This is a genomic window from Kribbella sp. NBC_00359, from assembly GCF_036097425.1.
Lineage (GTDB): Bacteria > Actinomycetota > Actinomycetes > Propionibacteriales > Kribbellaceae > Kribbella.
This window is the reverse complement of record NZ_CP107975.1, coordinates 4,930,377-4,949,500: the sequence shown is the minus strand read 5'-3', so window position 1 is coordinate 4,949,500 and position 19,124 is coordinate 4,930,377. Positions and strand designations below refer to the sequence as shown.

General features: G+C 70.1%; 15 protein-coding genes. 4 read left to right on the top strand and 11 right to left on the bottom strand.

The genetic code is table 11. The features are described from left to right. Positions 1–3: 3 nt before the first annotated feature. Positions 4–1,041 (bottom strand): App1 family protein, encoded by a 1,038-nt coding sequence (locus OG876_RS24350; RefSeq protein WP_328518934.1) that lies wholly within the window; start codon positions 1,039–1,041, stop codon positions 4–6. Positions 1,042–1,152: 111 nt separating this feature from the next. Here OG876_RS24350 and OG876_RS24345 point away from each other — a divergent pair, with 111 nt between their 5' ends. Beyond that, positions 1,153–2,100 carry an LLM class flavin-dependent oxidoreductase gene (locus tag OG876_RS24345; RefSeq protein ID WP_328518933.1) on the top strand — a complete coding sequence of 316 codons (948 nt, stop codon included), beginning with the start codon at positions 1,153–1,155 and terminating at the stop codon, positions 2,098–2,100. Here the strand turns inward: OG876_RS24345 and OG876_RS24340 are convergent. From OG876_RS24340 to argC, 8 genes are all read right to left on the bottom strand, one after another. Then, positions 2,097–2,780, bottom strand: a complete 684-nt coding sequence (locus OG876_RS24340) for a DNA-3-methyladenine glycosylase (protein ID WP_328518932.1) — start codon at positions 2,778–2,780, stop codon at positions 2,097–2,099. The two genes, OG876_RS24345 and OG876_RS24340, sit on opposite strands and share 4 nt — an antisense overlap. Before the next feature lie 45 nt (positions 2,781–2,825). Further along, on the bottom strand, positions 2,826–4,241 hold the full coding sequence (gene argH / locus OG876_RS24335; RefSeq protein WP_328518931.1) for an argininosuccinate lyase: 1,416 nt from the start codon (positions 4,239–4,241) through the stop codon (positions 2,826–2,828). 66 nt (positions 4,242–4,307) lie between these two features. After that, positions 4,308–4,862, bottom strand: a complete 555-nt coding sequence (locus OG876_RS24330; RefSeq protein ID WP_328518930.1) for an arginine repressor — start codon at positions 4,860–4,862, stop codon at positions 4,308–4,310. Beyond that, positions 4,859–5,794, bottom strand: a complete 936-nt coding sequence (argF, locus tag OG876_RS24325; RefSeq protein WP_328518929.1) for an ornithine carbamoyltransferase — start codon at positions 5,792–5,794, stop codon at positions 4,859–4,861. The genes OG876_RS24330 and argF overlap by 4 nt, the downstream gene beginning before the upstream one ends. 136 nt (positions 5,795–5,930) lie before the next feature. Continuing rightward, positions 5,931–7,133 (bottom strand): acetylornithine transaminase, encoded by a 1,203-nt coding sequence (locus tag OG876_RS24320; protein WP_328518928.1) that lies wholly within the window; start codon positions 7,131–7,133, stop codon positions 5,931–5,933. Continuing rightward, positions 7,130–8,017: an acetylglutamate kinase gene (argB, locus tag OG876_RS24315; protein ID WP_328518927.1), complete on the bottom strand. Its 888-nt coding sequence runs from the start codon at positions 8,015–8,017 to the stop codon at positions 7,130–7,132. The genes OG876_RS24320 and argB overlap by 4 nt, the downstream gene beginning before the upstream one ends. Further along, entirely contained in the window at positions 8,014–9,216 is a 1,203-nt protein-coding gene (gene argJ, locus OG876_RS24310; RefSeq protein ID WP_328518926.1) for a bifunctional glutamate N-acetyltransferase/amino-acid acetyltransferase ArgJ, read from the bottom strand. The genes argB and argJ overlap by 4 nt, the downstream gene beginning before the upstream one ends. Next, complete coding sequence (gene argC, locus OG876_RS24305) at positions 9,213–10,244, bottom strand: N-acetyl-gamma-glutamyl-phosphate reductase (RefSeq protein ID WP_328518925.1); 1,032 nt, start codon at positions 10,242–10,244, stop codon at positions 9,213–9,215. Before argC ends, argJ begins: the two co-directional genes overlap by 4 nt. A gap of 160 nt (positions 10,245–10,404) precedes the next feature. Between argC and OG876_RS24300 the strand changes: the two genes are divergently transcribed. Genes OG876_RS24300 through OG876_RS24290 form a run of 3 tightly spaced genes read left to right on the top strand, consistent with a single transcriptional unit; the run spans position 10,405 to position 12,401 of the window. Next, positions 10,405–10,959, top strand: a complete 555-nt coding sequence (locus OG876_RS24300) for a carboxymuconolactone decarboxylase family protein (RefSeq protein ID WP_328518924.1) — start codon at positions 10,405–10,407, stop codon at positions 10,957–10,959. Beyond that, the gene (locus OG876_RS24295) at positions 10,956–11,849 is read left to right on the top strand and encodes an RNA polymerase sigma-70 factor (protein WP_328518923.1); all 894 of its coding nucleotides are present in this window, start codon (positions 10,956–10,958) and stop codon (positions 11,847–11,849) included. The genes OG876_RS24300 and OG876_RS24295 overlap by 4 nt, the downstream gene beginning before the upstream one ends. Positions 11,850–11,882: 33 nt before the next feature. Beyond that, a complete protein-coding gene (locus tag OG876_RS24290) occupies positions 11,883–12,401 on the top strand; it encodes a GNAT family N-acetyltransferase (protein ID WP_328518922.1) in 519 nt (172 codons plus the stop codon). A gap of 1,319 nt (positions 12,402–13,720) precedes the next feature. Here the strand turns inward: OG876_RS24290 and OG876_RS24285 are convergent. Both OG876_RS24285 and OG876_RS24280 read right to left on the bottom strand, forming a co-directional pair. Beyond that, entirely contained in the window at positions 13,721–18,544 is a 4,824-nt protein-coding gene (locus OG876_RS24285; protein ID WP_328518921.1) for an Ig-like domain-containing protein, read from the bottom strand. Continuing rightward, entirely contained in the window at positions 18,541–18,855 is a 315-nt protein-coding gene (locus OG876_RS24280) for a hypothetical protein (protein WP_328518920.1), read from the bottom strand. The genes OG876_RS24285 and OG876_RS24280 overlap by 4 nt, the downstream gene beginning before the upstream one ends. Positions 18,856–19,124 lie beyond the last annotated feature (269 nt).

Genomic DNA, 19,124 nt, shown 5'->3' with positions numbered 1-19,124 from the left:
GCCTCAGGTGGGCTCGGGACGCGTCAGTACGTCGCGGAGCTGCGGACGGAGCGCATGGCCGTCAGGCCCCTGGACTGTGGCAGCCGTCGGCCGCTGCGGATCGTGGGCACCCGGGTCCGGGTTCGGAACGGGAAGACCGTGGGACAGCACCTGCTCGGCCGGGGTGAGCTGACGGATGCCGATGGCCCGGACGTGATCCGGGTGCGTCTGCGCGAAGTCGCCGTACAACTGAGGGTCGTGCTGGCCGTCGTCGCCGACCAGGACCCAGCGGACGTTCGGGAACTCCTTCGCAAGCCGGCGCAGTGCGGTCCGTTTGTGCTCCTGCCCGCTGCGGAACCAGCCGGTATTGGTCGGCCCCCAGTCCGTCAGCAGCAACGGTCCGACCGGAAACCCGTGCCGGGCCAGGAAGCGGGTCAGCGTCGGGGCCGTGTTCCACGCGCCGGTGGACAGGTAGAAGATCGGCGCGCCCGGGTGGTCCGCCAGGAGCTCGTCGTACAGCTCTGCCATCCCTGGTACGACGCGACGCGCCTGCTCATCGCGGACGAACGTGTTCCAGGCGGCGATCATCGGCCGCGGCAGCATGGTCAGCATGACCGTGTCGTCGATGTCGCTGACCAGTCCGAAGGTCGCATCCGGGTCAGGGACGTAGACCCGGGCCCTGGCCTGCCGCTCGCCGTGCACGCCGAGGTTGATCTCGTGCCAGCCCGGCGGCAGCACCACCGGAACGGTGAGATCGATGAAGCCACCCCGGTCGCTGACCGCATCGAACGTCTGCCCGCCGACCGTGACCGAGACCTGCACCTTCGTCGCCGGCGCGGTGACGAACACCTTCCAGCCCCGCACCACCTGGTCCTCGTCGAACCGCGGCTGGTTGCGCGGGTCCCGGCCGAGGACGACGCGGGCCAGCACCCGGACGAACTCCGAGGTGCCGTAGCCGACATGCGGGATGATCCGCTCCCGCCAGCCGCGACGCCGGAGGATCGCCTGCACCCCGATGTTGAACCAGTCCTCGAGACGGGAGGCGTAGTGCGGACGGGCCATACCGGAAACCTACCCGGAGCGAGGTCACCTACGCTCGCTCCCCCGCCACCCGTGGGAAGACCTTTACCGACTCGTCCGCGAACTGTCGGCGCCTGCCTCTACCGTCTTCGCATGACCGCTCTCGGAATGTGCTTCCCGCGCACCTACCCCGCCGCCCTGGTCACCGACGTGGCCCGCCGTCTGGACCAAGGCGGCGCCGACGAACTGTGGATCATCGAGGACTGCTTCTTCACTGCCGGACCGTCGTTGGTGTCGGCCGCTCTGACGTCGACCGAGCGTCTCAAGGTCGGTCTCGGCATCGCGCCCGCGGTCGCCCGCAACGCCGCCGTGACGGCGATGGAGTTCGCGACGCTGGAGGCGCTCGGGCCGGGGCGGTTCCTGCCCGGTATCGGCCACGGGGTGCAGGAGTGGATGGGCCAGATGGGCGTCCGGCCGAAGTCGCCGCTCACCACGCTCGAAGAGGTCACCACGACCGTCACCCGGCTGCTCGCCGGAGAGAACGTGAGCTTCGAGGGCAAGGCCGTCTACCTGAAGGATGTGAAGCTGGACGCGCCGCCGGTCGAGCCGCCGCCGATCCTGCTCGGCGTGATGGGACCGAAGTCGATGGCACTGGCCGGCCGGGTCGCGGGAGGCGTCGTACTCGCGGAGCCCGCGACGCCGCCGTACGTGCGTCAGTCGGTCGAGTACGCCGGATCACCTGAAGGGTTCGTGGTCGCGGTGTTCACTGCGATGTGCGTGCGGAGTGACCGCAGGACGGCGTACGAGTGGACCGCGCCGTGGCTGGGATGGCGGATCGGGGACAAGCACCCGGGCGTGACCGCGCTGCCGTTCTTCGACGACATGAAGAAGCTGTTCGACGAGTCGGGCGTCGAAGGGCTCGTGGGGATGCCGGTCGACTGGTGGACCCAGATCGGCGCGATCGGCACGTTGGACGACGCGGCTGTGCACCTCGCTGCACTCGAGGCGGCCGGGGTGCACCACATCGGGCTGTTCCCGGATCCGGAGGTGGAGCACGGTCTTCCGCAGCTCGACTACGTCCTCGAGCTGGCCAAGCGTTAGGCGCGGCGCTTCGGGACGTGCGGGCGGTACGGCGAGACCGTCGGGTCGCCCGGGATCCAGAAGCGCCATGCCCAGTCGGCCGCTTCGCGGAGACCTACCCGTGGACCGGTGGCCGGCTGGCCGTCGAAACCGGGGCCGGGGAGGAGCTGGATGGGCGAGTCCTTGGCGAGCAGGTCCGCACCGTTGCCGTCCCGTCCGATGCCGAGGGCAACACACAGCCGGGCCGGTCCGCGTGCGAGGTCGCGGTCCGGATTGCCGTTGGGCCGTTTGACGACCGGTCCGGCTCGGACACCGGCACGTGCCTGGTTGACGACGACCTTCTGGGTGTCGGGTTGGCCGCGGCGGGCGCGGGCCAGGTCGAGGCCTTCGATGATCTCGCCGGCCCGGAGCAGGACCGCTGAGGGCCGGCCTTCCGGGCCGACGACCACGTTCATGCAGTAGTGCATGCCGTAGGTGAAGTAGACGTAGAGGAATCCGGGTGGGCCGAACATCACCGCGTTCCGCGGTGTTTCGCCCCGGTAGGCGTGCGAGCCGGGGTCGTTCGGGCCGTCGTACGCCTCGACCTCGGTGAGGCGGACGGCGACCGTCCCCTCGTCGGTGGTGCTGCGCAGGACCATGCCGAGGAGCTTCGGGGCCACGTCGAGGACGGGACCCGCGAGCAGCGAGCGGCGGACAGGCATGCGCAGCACCTTAAGCGACGGCGCCGACAGCAGGCGGAGGAGTTCTCAGCTCAGGCGTTCGGCGAGGGCGGTGGCGCGCGTGCGGAGTTCGGCCAGTTGCTCGGTGACCCGTTCGGCCGCCGTACCGCCGCGGGTGTTCCGGGAGGCGAGCGAGCCCTCCACCGTCAGCACCGAACGGACGTCCGGGGTGAGCGAGGGTGAGATGGCGGCCAGGTCCTCGTCGGTGAGGTCCCAGAGCTCGATGCCGCGCTTCTCGCACTCCTGCACGCAGGCGCCGGCGACCTCGTGGGCGACCCGGAACGGGACCTTCTGCCGGACCAGCCACTCGGCGATGTCCGTGGCGAGCGAGAAGCCCTGCGGCGCGAGCTCTTCCAACCGCGAGGTGTTGAAGCGCAGCGTCCGGATCATTCCGGTGAAGGCGGGCAGCAGCACCTCGAGCGTGTCGATGGAGTCGAAGACCGGCTCCTTGTCCTCCTGCAGGTCGCGGTTGTACGCCAGCGGCTGCGCCTTGAGCGTCGCGAGCAGGCCGCTGAGGTTGCCGATCAGCCGGCCGGCCTTGCCGCGGGCGAGCTCGGCGATGTCCGGGTTCTTCTTCTGCGGCATGATGCTCGACCCGGTCGAGAACGCGTCGTCCAGCTCGACGAAGCCGAACTCCTTCGTCGCCCAGATGATCACCTCCTCGGCCTGCCGGGACAGGTCGACCCCGATCTGCGCGGTGACGAACGCGAACTCGGCGACGAAGTCGCGGGACGCGGTCCCGTCGATCGAGTTCGCCGAGGAGTTGGTGAAGCCGAGTTCAGTCGCTACGAACTGCGGGTCCAGCCCCAGCGAGCTGCCCGCCAGTGCGCCCGATCCGTACGGCGAGTCCGCGGCGACGCGAGCGTCCCAGTCGGCCAGCCGGTCGAGGTCGCGGATCAGCGGCCAGGCGTGCGCGAGCAGGTGGTGCGAGAGCAGCACCGGCTGCGCGTGCTGCAGGTGGGTCCGGCCCGGCATGGCGACCCCGAGGTGCTTCTCGGCCTGCTCGGCGAGCGTGCTCACCTGCTCCAGCAGCAGCCGGCTGATGATTCGGCCGTGCTCACGCAGGTAGCCCTTGAACAGCGTGGCGACCTGGTCGTTCCGCGACCGCCCGGCACGCAACCGCCCGCCCAGCTCGGCCCCCAGTAGGTCGAGCAGCCCGCGCTCGAGCGCCGTGTGCACGTCCTCGTCGCCCTCGGCGGGCAGGAAGCGCCCCGCGAGTACGTCGGCCAGCAGCTGATCCAGCCCGGCGAGCATGTTCTGCAGATCCTCGTCCGTCAGCAGCCCCGCTCGGTGCAGCACCTTCGCATGCGCCTTCGACCCCGCGATGTCGTACGGCGCCAGCCGCCAGTCGAACTGGGTCGACTTGCTCAACGCCGCCAACGCATCCGCCGGCCCGCCCGCAAACCGCCCACCCCACAGGGCAGCGCTTTCTCCCGTACTCATTTCACAATTCCTTCACTAGGCTTCGGAGTGGGCGGCTGACGGCGGGTGGCCAGGCCGGGCTGCCGGTCAGTCGTCGGTCAGGTCTTTGAGGCGGTGGGTCGCGTGGTCGGGCTTGGTGTCGGCGCGTTCGGCCAGGCTCAGGAAGCGGGTCGCGAGGGCCTCGCCGCCGGTGGGGTTGCGGGAGACGACCATGACCGTGTCGTCGCCGGCGATGGTGCCGAGGACGTCGTCCAGTCCCACGTGGTCGATCGCCGACGCGAAGTACTGGGCCGCCCCCGGCGGGGTTCGCAGGATGACCAGGTTGGCGCTGCCCTCGGCGCTCACCAGCAGCTCCGACGCCACTCGGCCCAGGCGGGCTTCGAAGGCGGCGGCCTCGCCGGCCCGCGGCGTGCGGTCGCCGCCTTCACCGGGTACGGCGTACACGAGCTGGCCGGACGAGTCGCGGACCTTCACCGCGCCGATCTCGACCAGGTCGCGGGACAGCGTGGCCTGGCCGACGACGAGGCCGGACGCCGCGAGCAGGTCGGCCAGCTCGGTCTGCGAGCGCACCGGCTGCCGCCCGAGCAGGTCGACGATCCGCTGCTGACGCGCAGTCTTCGTAGTCGGCACAGCAACGTTCATGCGGCGAAGCTCCTTGCCAGCAGCCAAGACAGCAGGGCCTTCTGCGCGTGTAGGCGGTTCTCGGCCTCGTCCCAGACGACCGACTGCGGTCCGTCGATCACGGCCGCCTCGATCTCCTTGCCGCGGTAGGCGGGCAGACAGTGCAGCACGATCGCGTCGGCGCTTGCCTTCGTCATCAGTTGCTCAGTCACCGCATACGGAACGAACGGTGCCTCCCGCGACGATGCCTCGGCCTCCTGCCCCATCGACACCCAGGTGTCGGTGGCAATCACATCGGCACCGTCGACTGCCGCAAGAGCGTCCGAGGTCCAGGCCGCCGAGCCACCCGTCGACTCGGCGATCTCGGTAGCCCGCGCCAGGATGGCGGGATCCGGCTGGTACTCGGCCGGCGAACCCACCACCACGTGCATGCCGGCGGTGACACCACCGAGCAGGTACGAGTGCGCCATGTTGTTGGCGCCGTCACCGAGATAGACCAGCTTGAGCCCGGCCGTGGTCCCCTTGTGCTGCCGGACGGTGAGCAGGTCGGCGAGGATCTGGCACGGGTGGAACTCGTCGGTCAGCGCGTTGATCACCGGCACCTTCGACGCCGCCGCCATCTCCTCGATCCGGGTCTGCCCGGACGTCCGCCAGACGATCGCCGCGACCTGCCGGTCGAGCACCCGGGCGGTATCGGCGATCGGCTCGCCACGACCCAGCTGCGAGGTCTGCGCGTCGATGATCAGGGGTACGCCGCCCAGCTCGGGGATCCCGACCGCGAAGGAGATCCGGGTCCGGGTCGAGGTCTTGTCGAAGATCACCGCGACCGTCTTCGGCCCGGCCAGCGGCTGGTGACCGTACCGGTCCGTCACCAGCTGCTCAGCCAGAGTCAGCACCTCGTCCTGCTCGACCGGACTGAGGTCGTCATCCCGCAGGAAGTGTCTGACGGTCATGGGGCCTCCCGGCCTGGACTGAGGAGCGCAGGGAGCGCAGGGAGCGCAGGGAGCGCAGCGACTGGAGTGACGAGGGAAGGTCGGGAGGTGAAGCCCCATGACCCAGCCGGCGCCGAAGGCCCGGCCAAAAGCACGGTCATCCTGCCTCCACCTGGTCCAGCAGCCCGGGGAGGGCCGCGACGAAACTGTCCGCATCAGCCTTGCTCAGGATGTACGGCGGCGCCAGCCGCAACGCGTCCGGAATCGGATTGTTGATCACGAACCCGGCGGCCAGCGCCAGCGCGGCGACCTCGTCCGACACCGGCTGGGTCAGCTCGATCGCCAGCAGCAGCCCGCGACCGCGCACGCCCGCGATCAGCGGATGGTCGAGCGCGATGATCGACGACGCGAGGTGGTTGCCGACGGCATTCACCTGGGCGAGCAGCCCGTCCCGCTCGATCACCGTCAGGACCGCCAGACCCGCGATCGCCGCGACCGGGTTGCCGCCGAAAGTCGTACCGTGGTTGCCCGGCTGCAACAAGTCCGCGGCCGCGCCCAGCCCGACACACGCGCCGATCGGGATCCCGGCGCCGAGGCCCTTCGCGACGGTCACCAGATCCGGCGTGATCCCCTCGGGCTCGAACGCGAACCACGTCCCGGTCCGGCCGATCCCGGTCTGGATCTCGTCGAGCCACAGCAACGCGCCGTGCTCCGACGTGATCCGCCGCGCCGCCTGCAGATACCCGGCCGGCGGTACGACGACGCCGTTCTCCCCCTGCATCGGCTCGAGCACGACGGCCGCGGTCTCGTCGTCGACAGCCGCGGCCAGCGCGTCCACATCGCCGTACGGGACGAACTCCACGTCGCCGGGCAGTGGCGCGAAGGCCTCCCGGTACGCCGGTTTCCAGGTCACCGCGAGGGCGCCCATGGTCCGCCCGTGGAAGGCACCGACGGTCGAGACGATCTTGGTCCGCCCGGTACGACGGGTGATCTTGAACGCCGCCTCGTTCGCCTCGGTGCCGGAGTTGGTGAAGAACACCTTGCCGGGGACATCGAACAGGCCGAGCAGCTTCTCGGCCAACGCGATCTGCGGCGCCGTCGCGAAGAAGTTCGAGACATGGCCGAGGGTGGCGAGTTGCGAAGTCACCGCGGACACCACGAACGGGTGCGCGTGACCGAGGCAGTTCACCGCGAGTCCGCCGAGCAGGTCGAGGTACTTGTTGCCGTCGGCGTCCCACAGGTACGCGCCCTCGCCGCGGACCAGCACCCGCTTCGGCGCACCGAAGGTGTTCATCAGCGCACTGGTGTACCGCTCGGTGAGAGCATTCTGCGTGCCGTCGACGGTCAGTAGCTCGGTCATGACGGAATCACCTGGGTTCCACTTCCGGCGTCGGTGAAGATTTCCAGCAGCAAAGAGTGCGGTACCCGGCCGTCGATCACGGTCGCCCGGGACACCCCCGACTCGACCGCGCGCAAGCAGGCCTCCATCTTGGGCACCATGCCGGACGCGAGCGACGGCAGCAACTCGGCGAGCTCGGCCGCGTCGATCTGGGTGATGATCTCGTCGCTGTCCGGCCAGTTCCGGTACAACCCGGCCACGTCGGTCAGCACGACCAGCTTCTCGGCGCCGAGCGCGACCGCCAGCGCGGCGGCTGCGGTGTCGGCGTTCACGTTGTGCGCCTGGCCGTCCTCGTCCGGCGCGATCGTCGACACGACCGGGATCCGGCCGGCGTCGATCAGGTCGATCACCGCCTCCGGTCGTACGTCGACCACGTCCCCGACCAGCCCGATGTCGACCGACTCGCCGTCGACGATCGCCGTCCGACGCTCCGCGGTGAACAAGCCGGCATCCTCACCAGACATGCCGACAGCGAACGGACCGTGTGCGTTGAGCAGACCGACCAACTCGCGGCCGACCTTGCCGACCAGGACCATGCCGACGACGTCCATCGCCTCCGGCGTGGTGACTCGCAAGCCGCCGCGGAACTCGCTGTCGATGCCGAGCCGGCCGAGCATGTCGCTGATCTGCGGGCCGCCGCCGTGGACAACGACGACCCGGACGCCGCTGTACCGGAGGAACACGATGTCCTCGGCGAACGCACGCTTGAGTTCCTCGTCCACCATGGCGTTCCCGCCGTACTTCACCACGACCGTCTTGCCGTGGAACTCCTTCAGCCACGGCAAGGCCTCGGTCAGGACCGCGGCCTTCTCGACCGCCTGCGCGTGCGTCGTGGTCAGACTCATGACGCGTACGCCGAGTTCTCTTCGACGTACGCGTGCGACAAGTCGGTGGTGAGCACCGTGGCCGACGCCGGGCCGGCGTGCAGGTCGATCAGTACGTCGATCTCCAGGCCGCTGAGGTCCGCCTCGGACCGGTCGACACCCTTGTCACCGGCAACGCAGACCGGCGCGCCGTTCAAGGTGATGTCGAGCAACGACGGGTCGAACGCGGTCGGGGCGTTGCCCACCGCCATCGCGATCCGTCCCCAGTTCGGATCGGAGGCGAAGAACGCCGTCTTGCACAGGTTGTCCTCAGCAACGACCTTCGCTGCGGCCAGCGCCTCGGCCTCGGTCGCCGCGCCCTGCACGGTGATGCTGATGTGCTTGGTGACGCCCTCTGCATCCGCCTGTAGTTGCTTCACCAGGTCGCCGGCCAGCACCGTCAGCGCGGCCTCGAACTCCTCCGGACTGACGCTCACCCCGGACGCGCCCGAGCTCAACAGCAGTACGGTGTCATTGGTCGACGTTCCCCCGTCGACGTCGAGCCGGTTGAAGGTCTTGCCGACCGCGTTCCGCAGCGCGTGGTCCAGGTGCGGCTGGTCCAGTACGGCGTCGGTCGTGATGACGCTGAGCATCGTCGCCATGTTCGGCGCGCACATCCCGGCGCCCTTCGCGAACCCGCCGATACTCCAGCCGGCCGGGTGCTTGAGCACAGCCTGCTTCGGCACGTTGTCGGTCGTCATCACGGCTGTGGCGGCAGCCAGCCCAGCTTCCGGGCCGTTGCCCAAAGCATCCACCGCCAAGGAGATGCCCGGGATGAGTTTGTCCATCGGCAGTCGCTCGCCGATCAGGCCGGTCGAGCAGACCCCGATCTCGGCCGCGCCGACACCGAGCACCTCGGCCATCTTCTCCGCGGTCTGGTGTGTGTCTTGGAAGCCCTCGGGTCCGGTGCAGGCGTTGGCGCCGCCGGAGTTCAGGACGACTGCCTTCAGCTTGCCGGCGGTCAGGACCTGCTGGGACCAGAGCACGGGCGCGGCCTTCACCTTGTTGGTGGTGAAGACACCGGCGGCCACATCGTGCGGGCCGTCGTTGACCACGACGGTGAGGTCCGGCGTGCCGGCCGGTTTGATCCCGGCGATCACCCCGGCCGCACGGAAGCCGGCCGGCGCTGTGACCCCGGCGCTCCGATCGACTTGGGTGTCCGGGGTGACTGCTACGGTCACGGGGCTACTCCTACGAGGGGAAGGGCCAGGGTCTCGTCGAGACCGACGGCCAGGTTCATGCACTGCACGGCTCCGCCGGCGGTGCCCTTGGTGAGGTTGTCCATCGCGGCCACGACGACGGCGCGGCCGGTGCGCGGGTCGAGGGCGAGTTGCAGCTGCACGGTGTTCGCGCCGAGGGTGGCCTGCGTCTGCGGCCACTGTCCTTCGGGCAGCACGTGCACGAACGGCTCGTTGCGGTAGGCATCCTCGTAGGCCTGCCGCAGCGTCGCCAGATCGGTGCCGTCGGCAACCGGTGCGCTGCAGGTGGCAAGGATGCCGCGGGACATCGGCACGAGCACCGGGGTGAACGAGACGCTCACCGGGCGCTCGGCGTACGGCGTGAGGTTCTGCTCGATCTCCGGGGTGTGCCGGTGGACCCCGCCGACGCCGTACGCGGAGGCCGACCCCATCACCTCGGCGCCGAGCAGGTGCGGTTTCGGCGCCTTGCCCGCGCCGGACGTCCCGCTGACCGCGACCACCACCAGCTGGCCGGGGTCGACGAGGCAGTTCTGTACGGCGGGCAGCAGGGCGAGCGTGGAGACCGTCGGATAACACCCCGGTACGGCGACCCGGTGCGAACCGCGGAGCTTGTCCCGCTGCCCCGGGAGCTCCGGAAGTCCGTACGGCCAGGAACCGGCGTGCTCACCGCCGTAGAACTCGACCCATGCCTCGGCCTCGGTCAGCCGGAAGTCCGCGCCGCAGTCGATCACGGTGACGTCCTCGCCGAGTTGCTCGGCGATTCCGGCGGACTGTCCGTGCGGCAGGGCCAGGAACACCACGTCGTGACCGGCCAGCGTCTCCGCCGTGGTCTCGACCAGGGTGCGCCCGGCCAGCGGCACGAGGTGCGGGTGGTGCGCGCCGAGCGCCGTACCGGCACTCGCTGCGGCGGTCAGGGCGCCGATCTCGACCTGCGGGTGGCCGCTCAGCAACCGGAGCAGCTCACCGCCCGCATATCCACTGGCCCCGGCCACCGCCACCTTCACACTCATATGAATGAGTATGCCACGACCCGGAAGAATATCCAATCGCGAGAGTGTCACCACCCATCACTCAACCATCGATGCTCCGGCGGTGGTGTGACTCAGCTCATGTCACAGGCGGCCGGTGGGGCGTGTCCGGGAGGGGGACGACGACCTGGAGGTGGGTTTGATGGCTCGGATCGGGCTGGAGCATGAGCGGACCTGGTTTGTGCGGCTGGCGGAGTGGGGCAGCCGGCGGAAGTACGGGAAGGTGCCGGATCCCGGGAAGGTCGCACTGCACAACCGCAGGGTGCTGGTCTCGACACTGCTGCTGGAGGGGTCGGCGGCGCGCTGGAAGGCACTGGATCCCGGGCTCAAGGCGCTCGCGGTCATGGTCACGTCGGCACGGATCGGGTGCAGTTGGTGCATGGACTTCGGCTACTGGGAGTTCCACCACCAGGGTGTCGACCCGGTCAAGCTGCGCGATGTGCCAGGGTGGCGGGACAGCGACGTCTACACGGATCTGGAGCGCGCGGTGATGGACTACGCCGAGGCGATGACAGCAACCCCGCCGGAGGTCAGCGACGAGCAGGTCGAGCGGCTGCGTCAGGACCTGACCGACGAGCAGCTGGTCGAGCTGACCGCGATGGTTTCGCTGGAGAACTACCGCTCCCGGACCAACGCCGCCCTCGGCCTGACCAGCCAGGGCTTCAAGGAGTTCTGCGAGCTGAGGCCGGTCCGGTGAACGACGAGCAGCTGGCCCGGGAGTTCGACGAACACCGGGCCGTCCTGGTCGGAGCGGCGTACCGGGTGGTGAGCAGTGTCAGCGACGCGGAGGATGTGGTCCAGGAGGCCTGGCTGCGCTGGGCCGCGATCGACCACGACGACATCCGCGACGTCCGCGCGTACCTGATCCGCATCACCACGCGGCTCGCGCTCAACCGGCTGCGCGAGCAGAAGGCGCGGCGGGAGCAGTACGTCGGACCGTGGCTGCCCGAGCCGATCAGCCCGACCCTCGCGTCGAACGACGACCCGGCGGCCGCCGTGGAGATGGCCGACTCCGTCAGCATGGCGATGCTGGTCGTCCTCGAGACGCTTTCGCCACTCGAGCGCGCCACGTTCGTCCTGCGTGAGGTGTTCGACCTTCCGTACGACGAGATCGCGGACACCCTCGGCCGGTCGGAGAGCGCGGTCCGGCAACTCGCGCACCGGGCCCGCGAGCACGTGCACGCGCGCCAGCCGCGGCATCACGTCGACAAGGCGCGGCACAACGAACTCACGATGCGATTCATGGCGGCGGCCGGCTCCGGCGACTTTGACCAGGTCGTGTCGCTGCTGGCGCCGGACGCCGTACTGATCAGCGACGGCGGCGGCAAGAAGCGGGCCGCGCTGCGCCCGATCCACGGCCCGGAGAAGATCGCCCGCTGGCTGTTCGCGGTGATCGCGGAGAACCCGAACTTCGAGATCCGGATGGCCACGCTGAACGACGACACCGCGTTCATCGCGTACTTCGACGACGAGCCGGACACGGTCGCGTTCCTCGAGACCACCGACGAGCAGATCACCGAGCTCTACCTGATCCGCAACCCGGACAAGCTGGGAACCGTCCCGGGTCTGCGTGACCTGGAGCCTTAGACTATCTGCAACTCAGTCGCAGATGGAGGTGCCGTGAAGTACCTGGTGGTGGAACCGGACGACGCGCTGGATCCGGGCTTGCGGGCGGATCTGCTGGACACCTGGATCGCGGCCACCGATGCCGGCGGCGCGGTCGGGTTCACACCACCCGCCCCGGTCGAACTGGTCGCGGAGACGCTCGACGAGGCGCTTGGTCGGGTCGCGGCCGGTCTGGATCTGCTCGGCGTGCTGCATACGGGCGAGCGGTACGCCGGGATGGGCCTGCTGGTGGATCGCGGCAGCGCGCTACAGGCGCATTGGCGCACGGTGCTGCGGGTGATGGTCCATCCGCAGCACCAGGGCAACGGCGCCGGCCGCGTGCTGATGGAAGGCCTACGCGGCTCGGCCGTGGACCTCGGCCTCGAACAACTCCAGCTGACCATCCGCGACGGCCTCGGCCTCGAGCAGTTCTACGAGCCCCTCGGCTACCGCGTCGTCGGCCGCCACCCACGCGCCGTCCGCGTCGCCAAGCACGACTACCGCGACGAAATCATGCTCGTCCTGGACCTGTAGCCCAACCCACACCCCCGCCGCCCGTGGGATCTCCTGTCCCCCGTCGTCGCCGGCCCGCCTAACTTTGTGCACCAAGTCCGCACCGAGCCGCCGCCACGACGCGTCTACGGTGCACATAGTCGGCCGGGACGCCGACCACCACCGACCGGCGCTGCGCGGGTCGGGGCGACGACGGCGCACGGCGGCCGTGGAGAGGCGGCGTTCCCGGACGGGGCCGGTCGGCGGTGTGCGGCAGGGCAGGGCGGACGGCGTACGGCGACATACCGCAGCCGTGGACAGGCGACGTACCTCAGCCGTGGACGGGTGACATGCTGCGGCCGACGACGGCCCGCCAGCCCTCCTCACGTCGCCCGTCTGACTTTGTGCACCGAGTCCGCACCGAGCCGCCGCAACGACGCGTCTACGGTGCACAAAGTCGGCCGGGACGCCGATCACCACCGACCGGCGCTGCGCGGGTCGGGGCGACGAGGGCGCACGGCGGCTGTGGACAGGCGACATGCCGCGGCCGAGGACCGCCCTCCGGCGGTCCTCGGGTCGCCCGGCTGACTTTGTGCACCGAGTCCGCGCCGAACCGCCCCTGCGACACGTCAATGGTGCACAAAGTCGACCGGGCCGACGACCACCCCGACTGGCGCCGCACGAGCGGGCCGACGACCGCGCACGGCGGCCGGGAGCAGGCGGCTTACCGCGACCAGGGACGGGCGGCGGGTACGGCGACCTGGGCGAGACGGCGTACCGCGGCTTGCGGGGGCCGGGCGGCCGTGGTCGGGCGGAGGTACAGCGGCCGTGGACGAGTGGAGGCACGGCGGGGTACGCGGCCGGGGACGGATGGCGCACGGCAACCGGGGACGGACGGCGTACCCCCGGCGGGGGCGGGCGGAAGTACAGCGGCCGTGGACGGGTGGAGGCACGGCGGCGTACGGGGACGGGTGTCGGACGGCGACCGGGGTCGGACGGCGTACCGCGGCCGGGGACGGGGGGCGACGGCGGCGTACGGGACGGACGGCGCACAGCGGTCGGGGTGGGCCGACGTACCGGGTCGGGGTGGGGCGGCGTACCGGGTCGGGGTGGGGCGGCGTACCGGGGCCAGGGACGGACGGCGGTACGGCGGGCGCGGTGAGACGGCGTACCGCGGCCAGGGACCGGCGGGGCGCGGCCGGCCGGGGCGCGGCGTTGTGCGGCGGGCGGGGGCGGGCGGCTTGCGGGGGTGGGGGACCTCGGACGGGTGCGGGGAGTTTGGGCGGGGTGTCGGGGTCTGGGGTAGGTCGTGGGGTGTTCTGGGTTCCGACGGGGTGTTCGCGGGCTCGCGCCTCGGAGGGTCAGTGGCGGCGGGTGCGGGAGAGGGTGGCGAGGGTGGCGGTTAGGGCGGTGAGGAGGGTGGCCAGGGTGATGAGGATTGCTGGGGGGCCGCGGGGGGGTGGGGGTTGGGTGTGGTTCGGCGGGCGGAGGGCTGGTGGTTTGGCGCCGACCGTGATCTTGACGGGCGCGGTGGCGGTCTGGCCGGTTGTGTCCGTTCGGGCGTAGGCGAGTTTGGCGGTGCCGGTGAAAGCTGCCGCCGGTGTGAGGGTGATCGTGCCGTCGGGGGCGACGGTCCAGGTGCCGGACGCGTCGGTGACGTGTTTGGCGCAGGTGGCCTGGCCGGTGCGCAGGCAGACCGTGCTCGGGTTGATCGAGCCGCTGTCGTTGAGCAGCGGATTCACGGCGACCGCGTTGCCTGGAGTGCCGGTCGCCGTGTCCGGCGAGGCCTTGGCGAGCAGCGGTCCGGCGACGGTCACGTCGAGGAGCGCCGTGTTGGAGGTGCCGTTGGCATCGGTGACCCGGTATGCGACGGAGCGCGTCGTACCGATGAAGTCCTTGGCCGGGGTGAAGGTGATCGCGCCGTCCGCGTCGACGATGAAGGCACCCTCCTCCGGGACAGTCACCACCTTCTTGTCCCGTGAGTCCGCCGGATCCCGCAGTACGACGGATCCCGCGACAAGCGGCGCCGACGAGTCGCCGGGCTTGTCGTTGCCCAGCACCTTCACGACCACCGCCGTACCGAAGGCCGTCTGCGCGCTGTCGTCGACGGTGACCGGACGCACGGGTACTACGGTCACTGTGATCGTCGCGCGGGCCGAGTTCTGGTTGCTGTCCTTGACCTCGTACGCCGCCGGCCGGGCGGTGCCCGTGAATGTCGCCACCGGGCTGAAGGTCACCTTGCCCTTGGCAACGACGTACTCACCTTGGCCGACGATCGTAACCTGGTCGACCAGAGCACCGTCAGGGCAGACCAGCAGGACGGACGCCGGATCGAGGGTCGCGCCGGGGCCAGGCTTGTCGTTCGCGAGTGGGTCGAGCGTCACGGCGACGTGCTGCTTGGTCCGCGTCGCGTCCGGTACGGCGACCGGGCGGGCCTGGACCGTGACCGCGAGCGTGGCCGAGCCGATCGTGCCGTTGCGGTCGGCAACCTGATACCCAACCGGTGTCGTGGATCCGGCGAAGCAGTCAAGCGGCACGAACCGGATCCCACCGGACGGCTGGACCGTGAAGGTTCCCTCCCCCGGCACCGCCAAAGACAACACAGGGTCCCCGGTCGCCGGGTCGTTAAGGCGCACCTCGGCGGCGACCAGTGGCGCAGTCGCATCACCCGGCTTGTCGTTCGCCAGCACGTTCACCGTGGCCGCGGTGTCGTACGGCGTCGTCGCCTTGTCATCGGCGATCACGGGCGTGACGCCGGCGACTGTGGCCGCAACGGTCGAGGCCGCCGTGCTCCCGCTCGTGTCCGTGACTCGGTAGGCGATCGAGACGATGCCGCGGAACGCCGGCTCGGGGTCGAACGTGATCTTCCCGGTCGACTCGTTCACCGCGAACACCCCCTGGCCCGGGATCACCGCGGTCCGAGCCCAGCCGAGCGCGGCGTACTGCTGAGCGGTCGTCGCACCGTAGACCTGCACCGTGGTCTTGTCGAGCTCGGCGCCTGTCCCCGCCTCGTCGTTGGCGAGCGGGTCCACGGTCACGGTGACGTTCTGCTTCGTCGTCACGACGTCGGCCACTGCCTCAGGCCCTTTGCCGACGGTGAGGAACAGTCGACCTTCCGCTGTGATGCCGTTGTCATCGGCGATCCGGTACGTCGCCGGTGTCGTCACGCCCTGAAAGTCCTTCACGGGAGTGAACGTGATCGTCCCGTCGTCGGCCGCGGCGTACGTGCCTTCACCGGACTGCGTGATCGTCTTGCGGTACCCGCCGGCCGGATCCTTGAGCACGAGACTCGACCCAACGAGTGGCGCGGTCGGATCGCCCGGCTTGTCGTTGGCGAGCACGTTGACCGTGATCGGATGGTCGTACGGCGTGATGGCCGAATCGTCCACGGTGACGGGCTGGACCGGCGTGACGGTCATGCTCAAGGTCGACGCGGCATAACTCCCGTTCGAGTCGGCGACGCGGTAGTTGATCGCGAGCGCCTGCCCGCGGAACGCCGGGAGTGGATCGAACCCGACCGCGCCACTCGGCTGCACGGTATAGGTGCCCTGGTTCGGGACGGTCACCTTCTTGACGTAGCCGGCAGTCCGGGCGGCCGGGTCCAGCAGGCCGACCGACATCGGGTCCAGCTGAGCGTCCGTCCCCGGGCTGTCGTTGGACAGCACGTTCACGGTCACGCTGACGTCCTGCAGCGTCGACGCGCTGTCGGCGACGGCCACCGGCGGCTGGCCGACGATGATCGACAGCTTCGCGGTGGTCAGCGTTCCGTTGCTGTCGGCCACCTGATAGGTCAGCCGGGTGCCGGGACCACGGAAGGTCGCGCCGGGATCGAAGGTGACGACTCCCCCGACCGCCGTGTAGACGCCTTCGTTCGGGACCGTGACCGTTGCCTTCAGCAACCCATCACCCGGATCCGTGAGCAGGAGACTGCCCGGCACCAGCGGCGCGGACGGATCGCCGGGCTGGTCGTTCGCCAGCACCTTCACTGTGACGGTCTTGTCGTACGGCGTCCTCGCGGTGTCGTCGGCCGCCACCGGCGTGACTGGTGTGATCGTGACCGTGATGGTCGACCGGGAGGCCTGATCGAAGCCGTCGGTGACCCGGTAGGTCAGCGTGGTCGCCGTACCGGTGAAGCCCGGCAGCGGGTCGACGGTGACGGTGCCGTCCGGGCCCTGCCTGGCCACTACCAGGGTCGTCCCCGGCTCGGTGCGGCTCGGTGAGATCAGTCGCACGCTGTCCGGCCGCAACGCCGCGCCGGTCGGGCCGGGCTTGTCGTTGTCGAGGACGGCGATGTTCACCGGGGCGCCCTGCAGCGTCGTGATCGTGTCCGGGTTCGCGACCGGTGGACCGGGCGCGTTGACGGAGACCGTGAGCTCGGCGCGGGCCGGCGTACCGTTCTTGTCCAGCACCTGGTAGATCAGCGGCGTACCGACGCCCTGGAAGCGGTGGAACGGCTGGAAGGTCACCTTGCCGTCGGCAACCAGGTAGGTCCCCTGCCGCGCGATGGTTACCTTGTCGACGAGCTTCTGGCTGACCGGGTCGACGAGACGCAGGCTGGCGGGATCGAGTGGTGCGTCCGGTGAGCCAGGGAGGTCGTTGTCCAGCACCGGTACGGCGACGTCGGTGCCGAAGGCGGTCGAGACCGAGTCCCCGTTGGCGGTGGGCTTCACCGGGGTGACTGTGACCGTGAGCGTCGACTCGGCGGTCTGCTTGGTGCTGTCGGCGACGCGGTAGCCGATCGTCGTACCGACGCCGGTGAACTGTGGAGCCGGTACGAAGTCCACGCCGCCGTCCGGCTTGACGGCGTACGCGCCCTCGCCGGTGATCACCACCTGCTTCTTGAAGGTCGCGTCGGCGGGGTCGCGGATCACCACCGAGGCGGGGACGAACTGCACGCCTGGGGCCGCGTGGTCGTTGCTGAGCGGTTTGAGCGAGATGCTGACGTTCTGCGGAGTGGTGGCCGTGTCGGGGGTCGCGACCGGACGGGCCGGGAGCGCGACTGTGAGGGTCAGCTTCGCGGTCGCCGTCGTACCGTTGGCGTCGGCGACGCGGTAGGTGACGGGTGTGCCCGGGCCGACGAAGCCCGGCACCGGCTCGATGTCGATCTTGCCGTCCTTGGCGACGTACTTGGCCTGGCCGACGACGTTCACCATCACGACGCAGCCGTTGGCGCCGACGAGACACAAGGTGCCGGGCTTGAGCGGCGTACCCGGATCGCCTGGCTTGTCGTTGCCGAGGACATCGACCGTGGTGCCGGTGTCGAACGGGGTCGTCGCGGTGTCGTCGAACAGGATCGGCGGGGGCGGTGGCGTGATCACGAAGGGGTAGTCCTCGACCTCGCCGGCGTCGGCCGGGCCGGTTGGGTTGTCCACCTGCGCGTCGATGTAGCCAACCCGCACCCGGGCGTACGACGCTCCCGCTTTGGGGCTGAGCTCCGTCCAGTTGAGGGTGACCGCGCCCTGGCCGGCGGCGAAGCCGGCGCAGGATCGTTCGGCGGGGTCGAACGTGCCGTCGCGGTCGAGGTCGAGCCAGGCACACGCACGGCCGGGCTTCGAGGAGCCGGTGAGCTTCAGCTCGGCGGTATAGGTGGTCGCGGTGGTCCGGAGCGGCTTGAAGGTGACGCCGTCGTCGGCCTGGTCGGGTGTCGTCGGACCCTTGTGGGCGTTGGCGATGGCCGCGTTGTCCTCGGTGGCGTCCTTGCCGAGCTTGACGTCGCTGAGGACGGACCACGCAGCGCCGTACGACGCGGGGGCGTCGCCGAAGTCTTCGCCTGTGGACGCGAGGATGGAGAACGCGTCGCCGGAGGACTCGGTGTTGAAGGCCGGGAGCTTCGGGTGCTTGGTGAAGAACGCGGTGACGTCGAAGGAGATCTTGGTAGCGACGCCGTTCACGCGGATCGAGCCGCAGGCCGCGCTCGCGGAGGCGTCCGGGCCGGTGCCGGTCCTGGTGTTGAGGCAGTTCGGGCCGGCGTCGTGGTTGGCGGCGGTGATCGTGTCGCTGGTGACGGCGAGGTTGTTGCCCTGGCCGACCTTCGTCAGGCTGAGGCCGGGAGTGGTGAGTTTGAGGACCGAGTGCAGCTCGGACTGGGCGGTCGGCTTGCCGCTGACGGTCTGCGTGACTGCGCCGCCGATCCCGGCGAGGTGGAGGACCGGGTTGCGCACGGGCTGGCTGAACGCAATCGTCACGGTGCCGCGATCCCCAAACTGCCGGTGGACGCGCAGGTCCCGGTGTTCACAACGAGATCTTCCGCCGGCGTCGTCCCCGCGATCGCCGGCTGGTAAGTCGTCAGCCCGCTTCCCCGGACTCCCGCGGTCGTCGCGTCGAGCAACTCGGTCTGGCCGCTGACGGTGATCGTCTGCTTCAACCCCGACCCCGGCATCACGGCGGTCGCACTCTCACCCTGCACGAACGGTGCCGAAGGCACCTGATAGGCGGCCGCCTCCGGCGGCCGAAAAGGCGAGGCGGTGAAGAGGAAGGCGAGGCTGACCGCCAGCACCGCACACAGCCCGCGCTGCGCACGGGAAGCGCGAGACCCGCGAGACCCGCGGGAAGGGCGGGAAGGGCGGGAGGCGCGGGAAGGGCGGGACCCGCGGGAAGGTCGGAGAGCGCGGAGAGCGCTGAGAGCGCGGGAAGAGTGGAGAGCGCCGGAAGCGCCGGAGGCGCGGGGCGGTTGGTGGCTGGGGTTTGTCGCCCGCATGACGTGCCGCCCTCCCGAGCAATCGCGTGCCGCATGCTTCGGCCACGTGGCGGGCGGGCCTGCGTAGA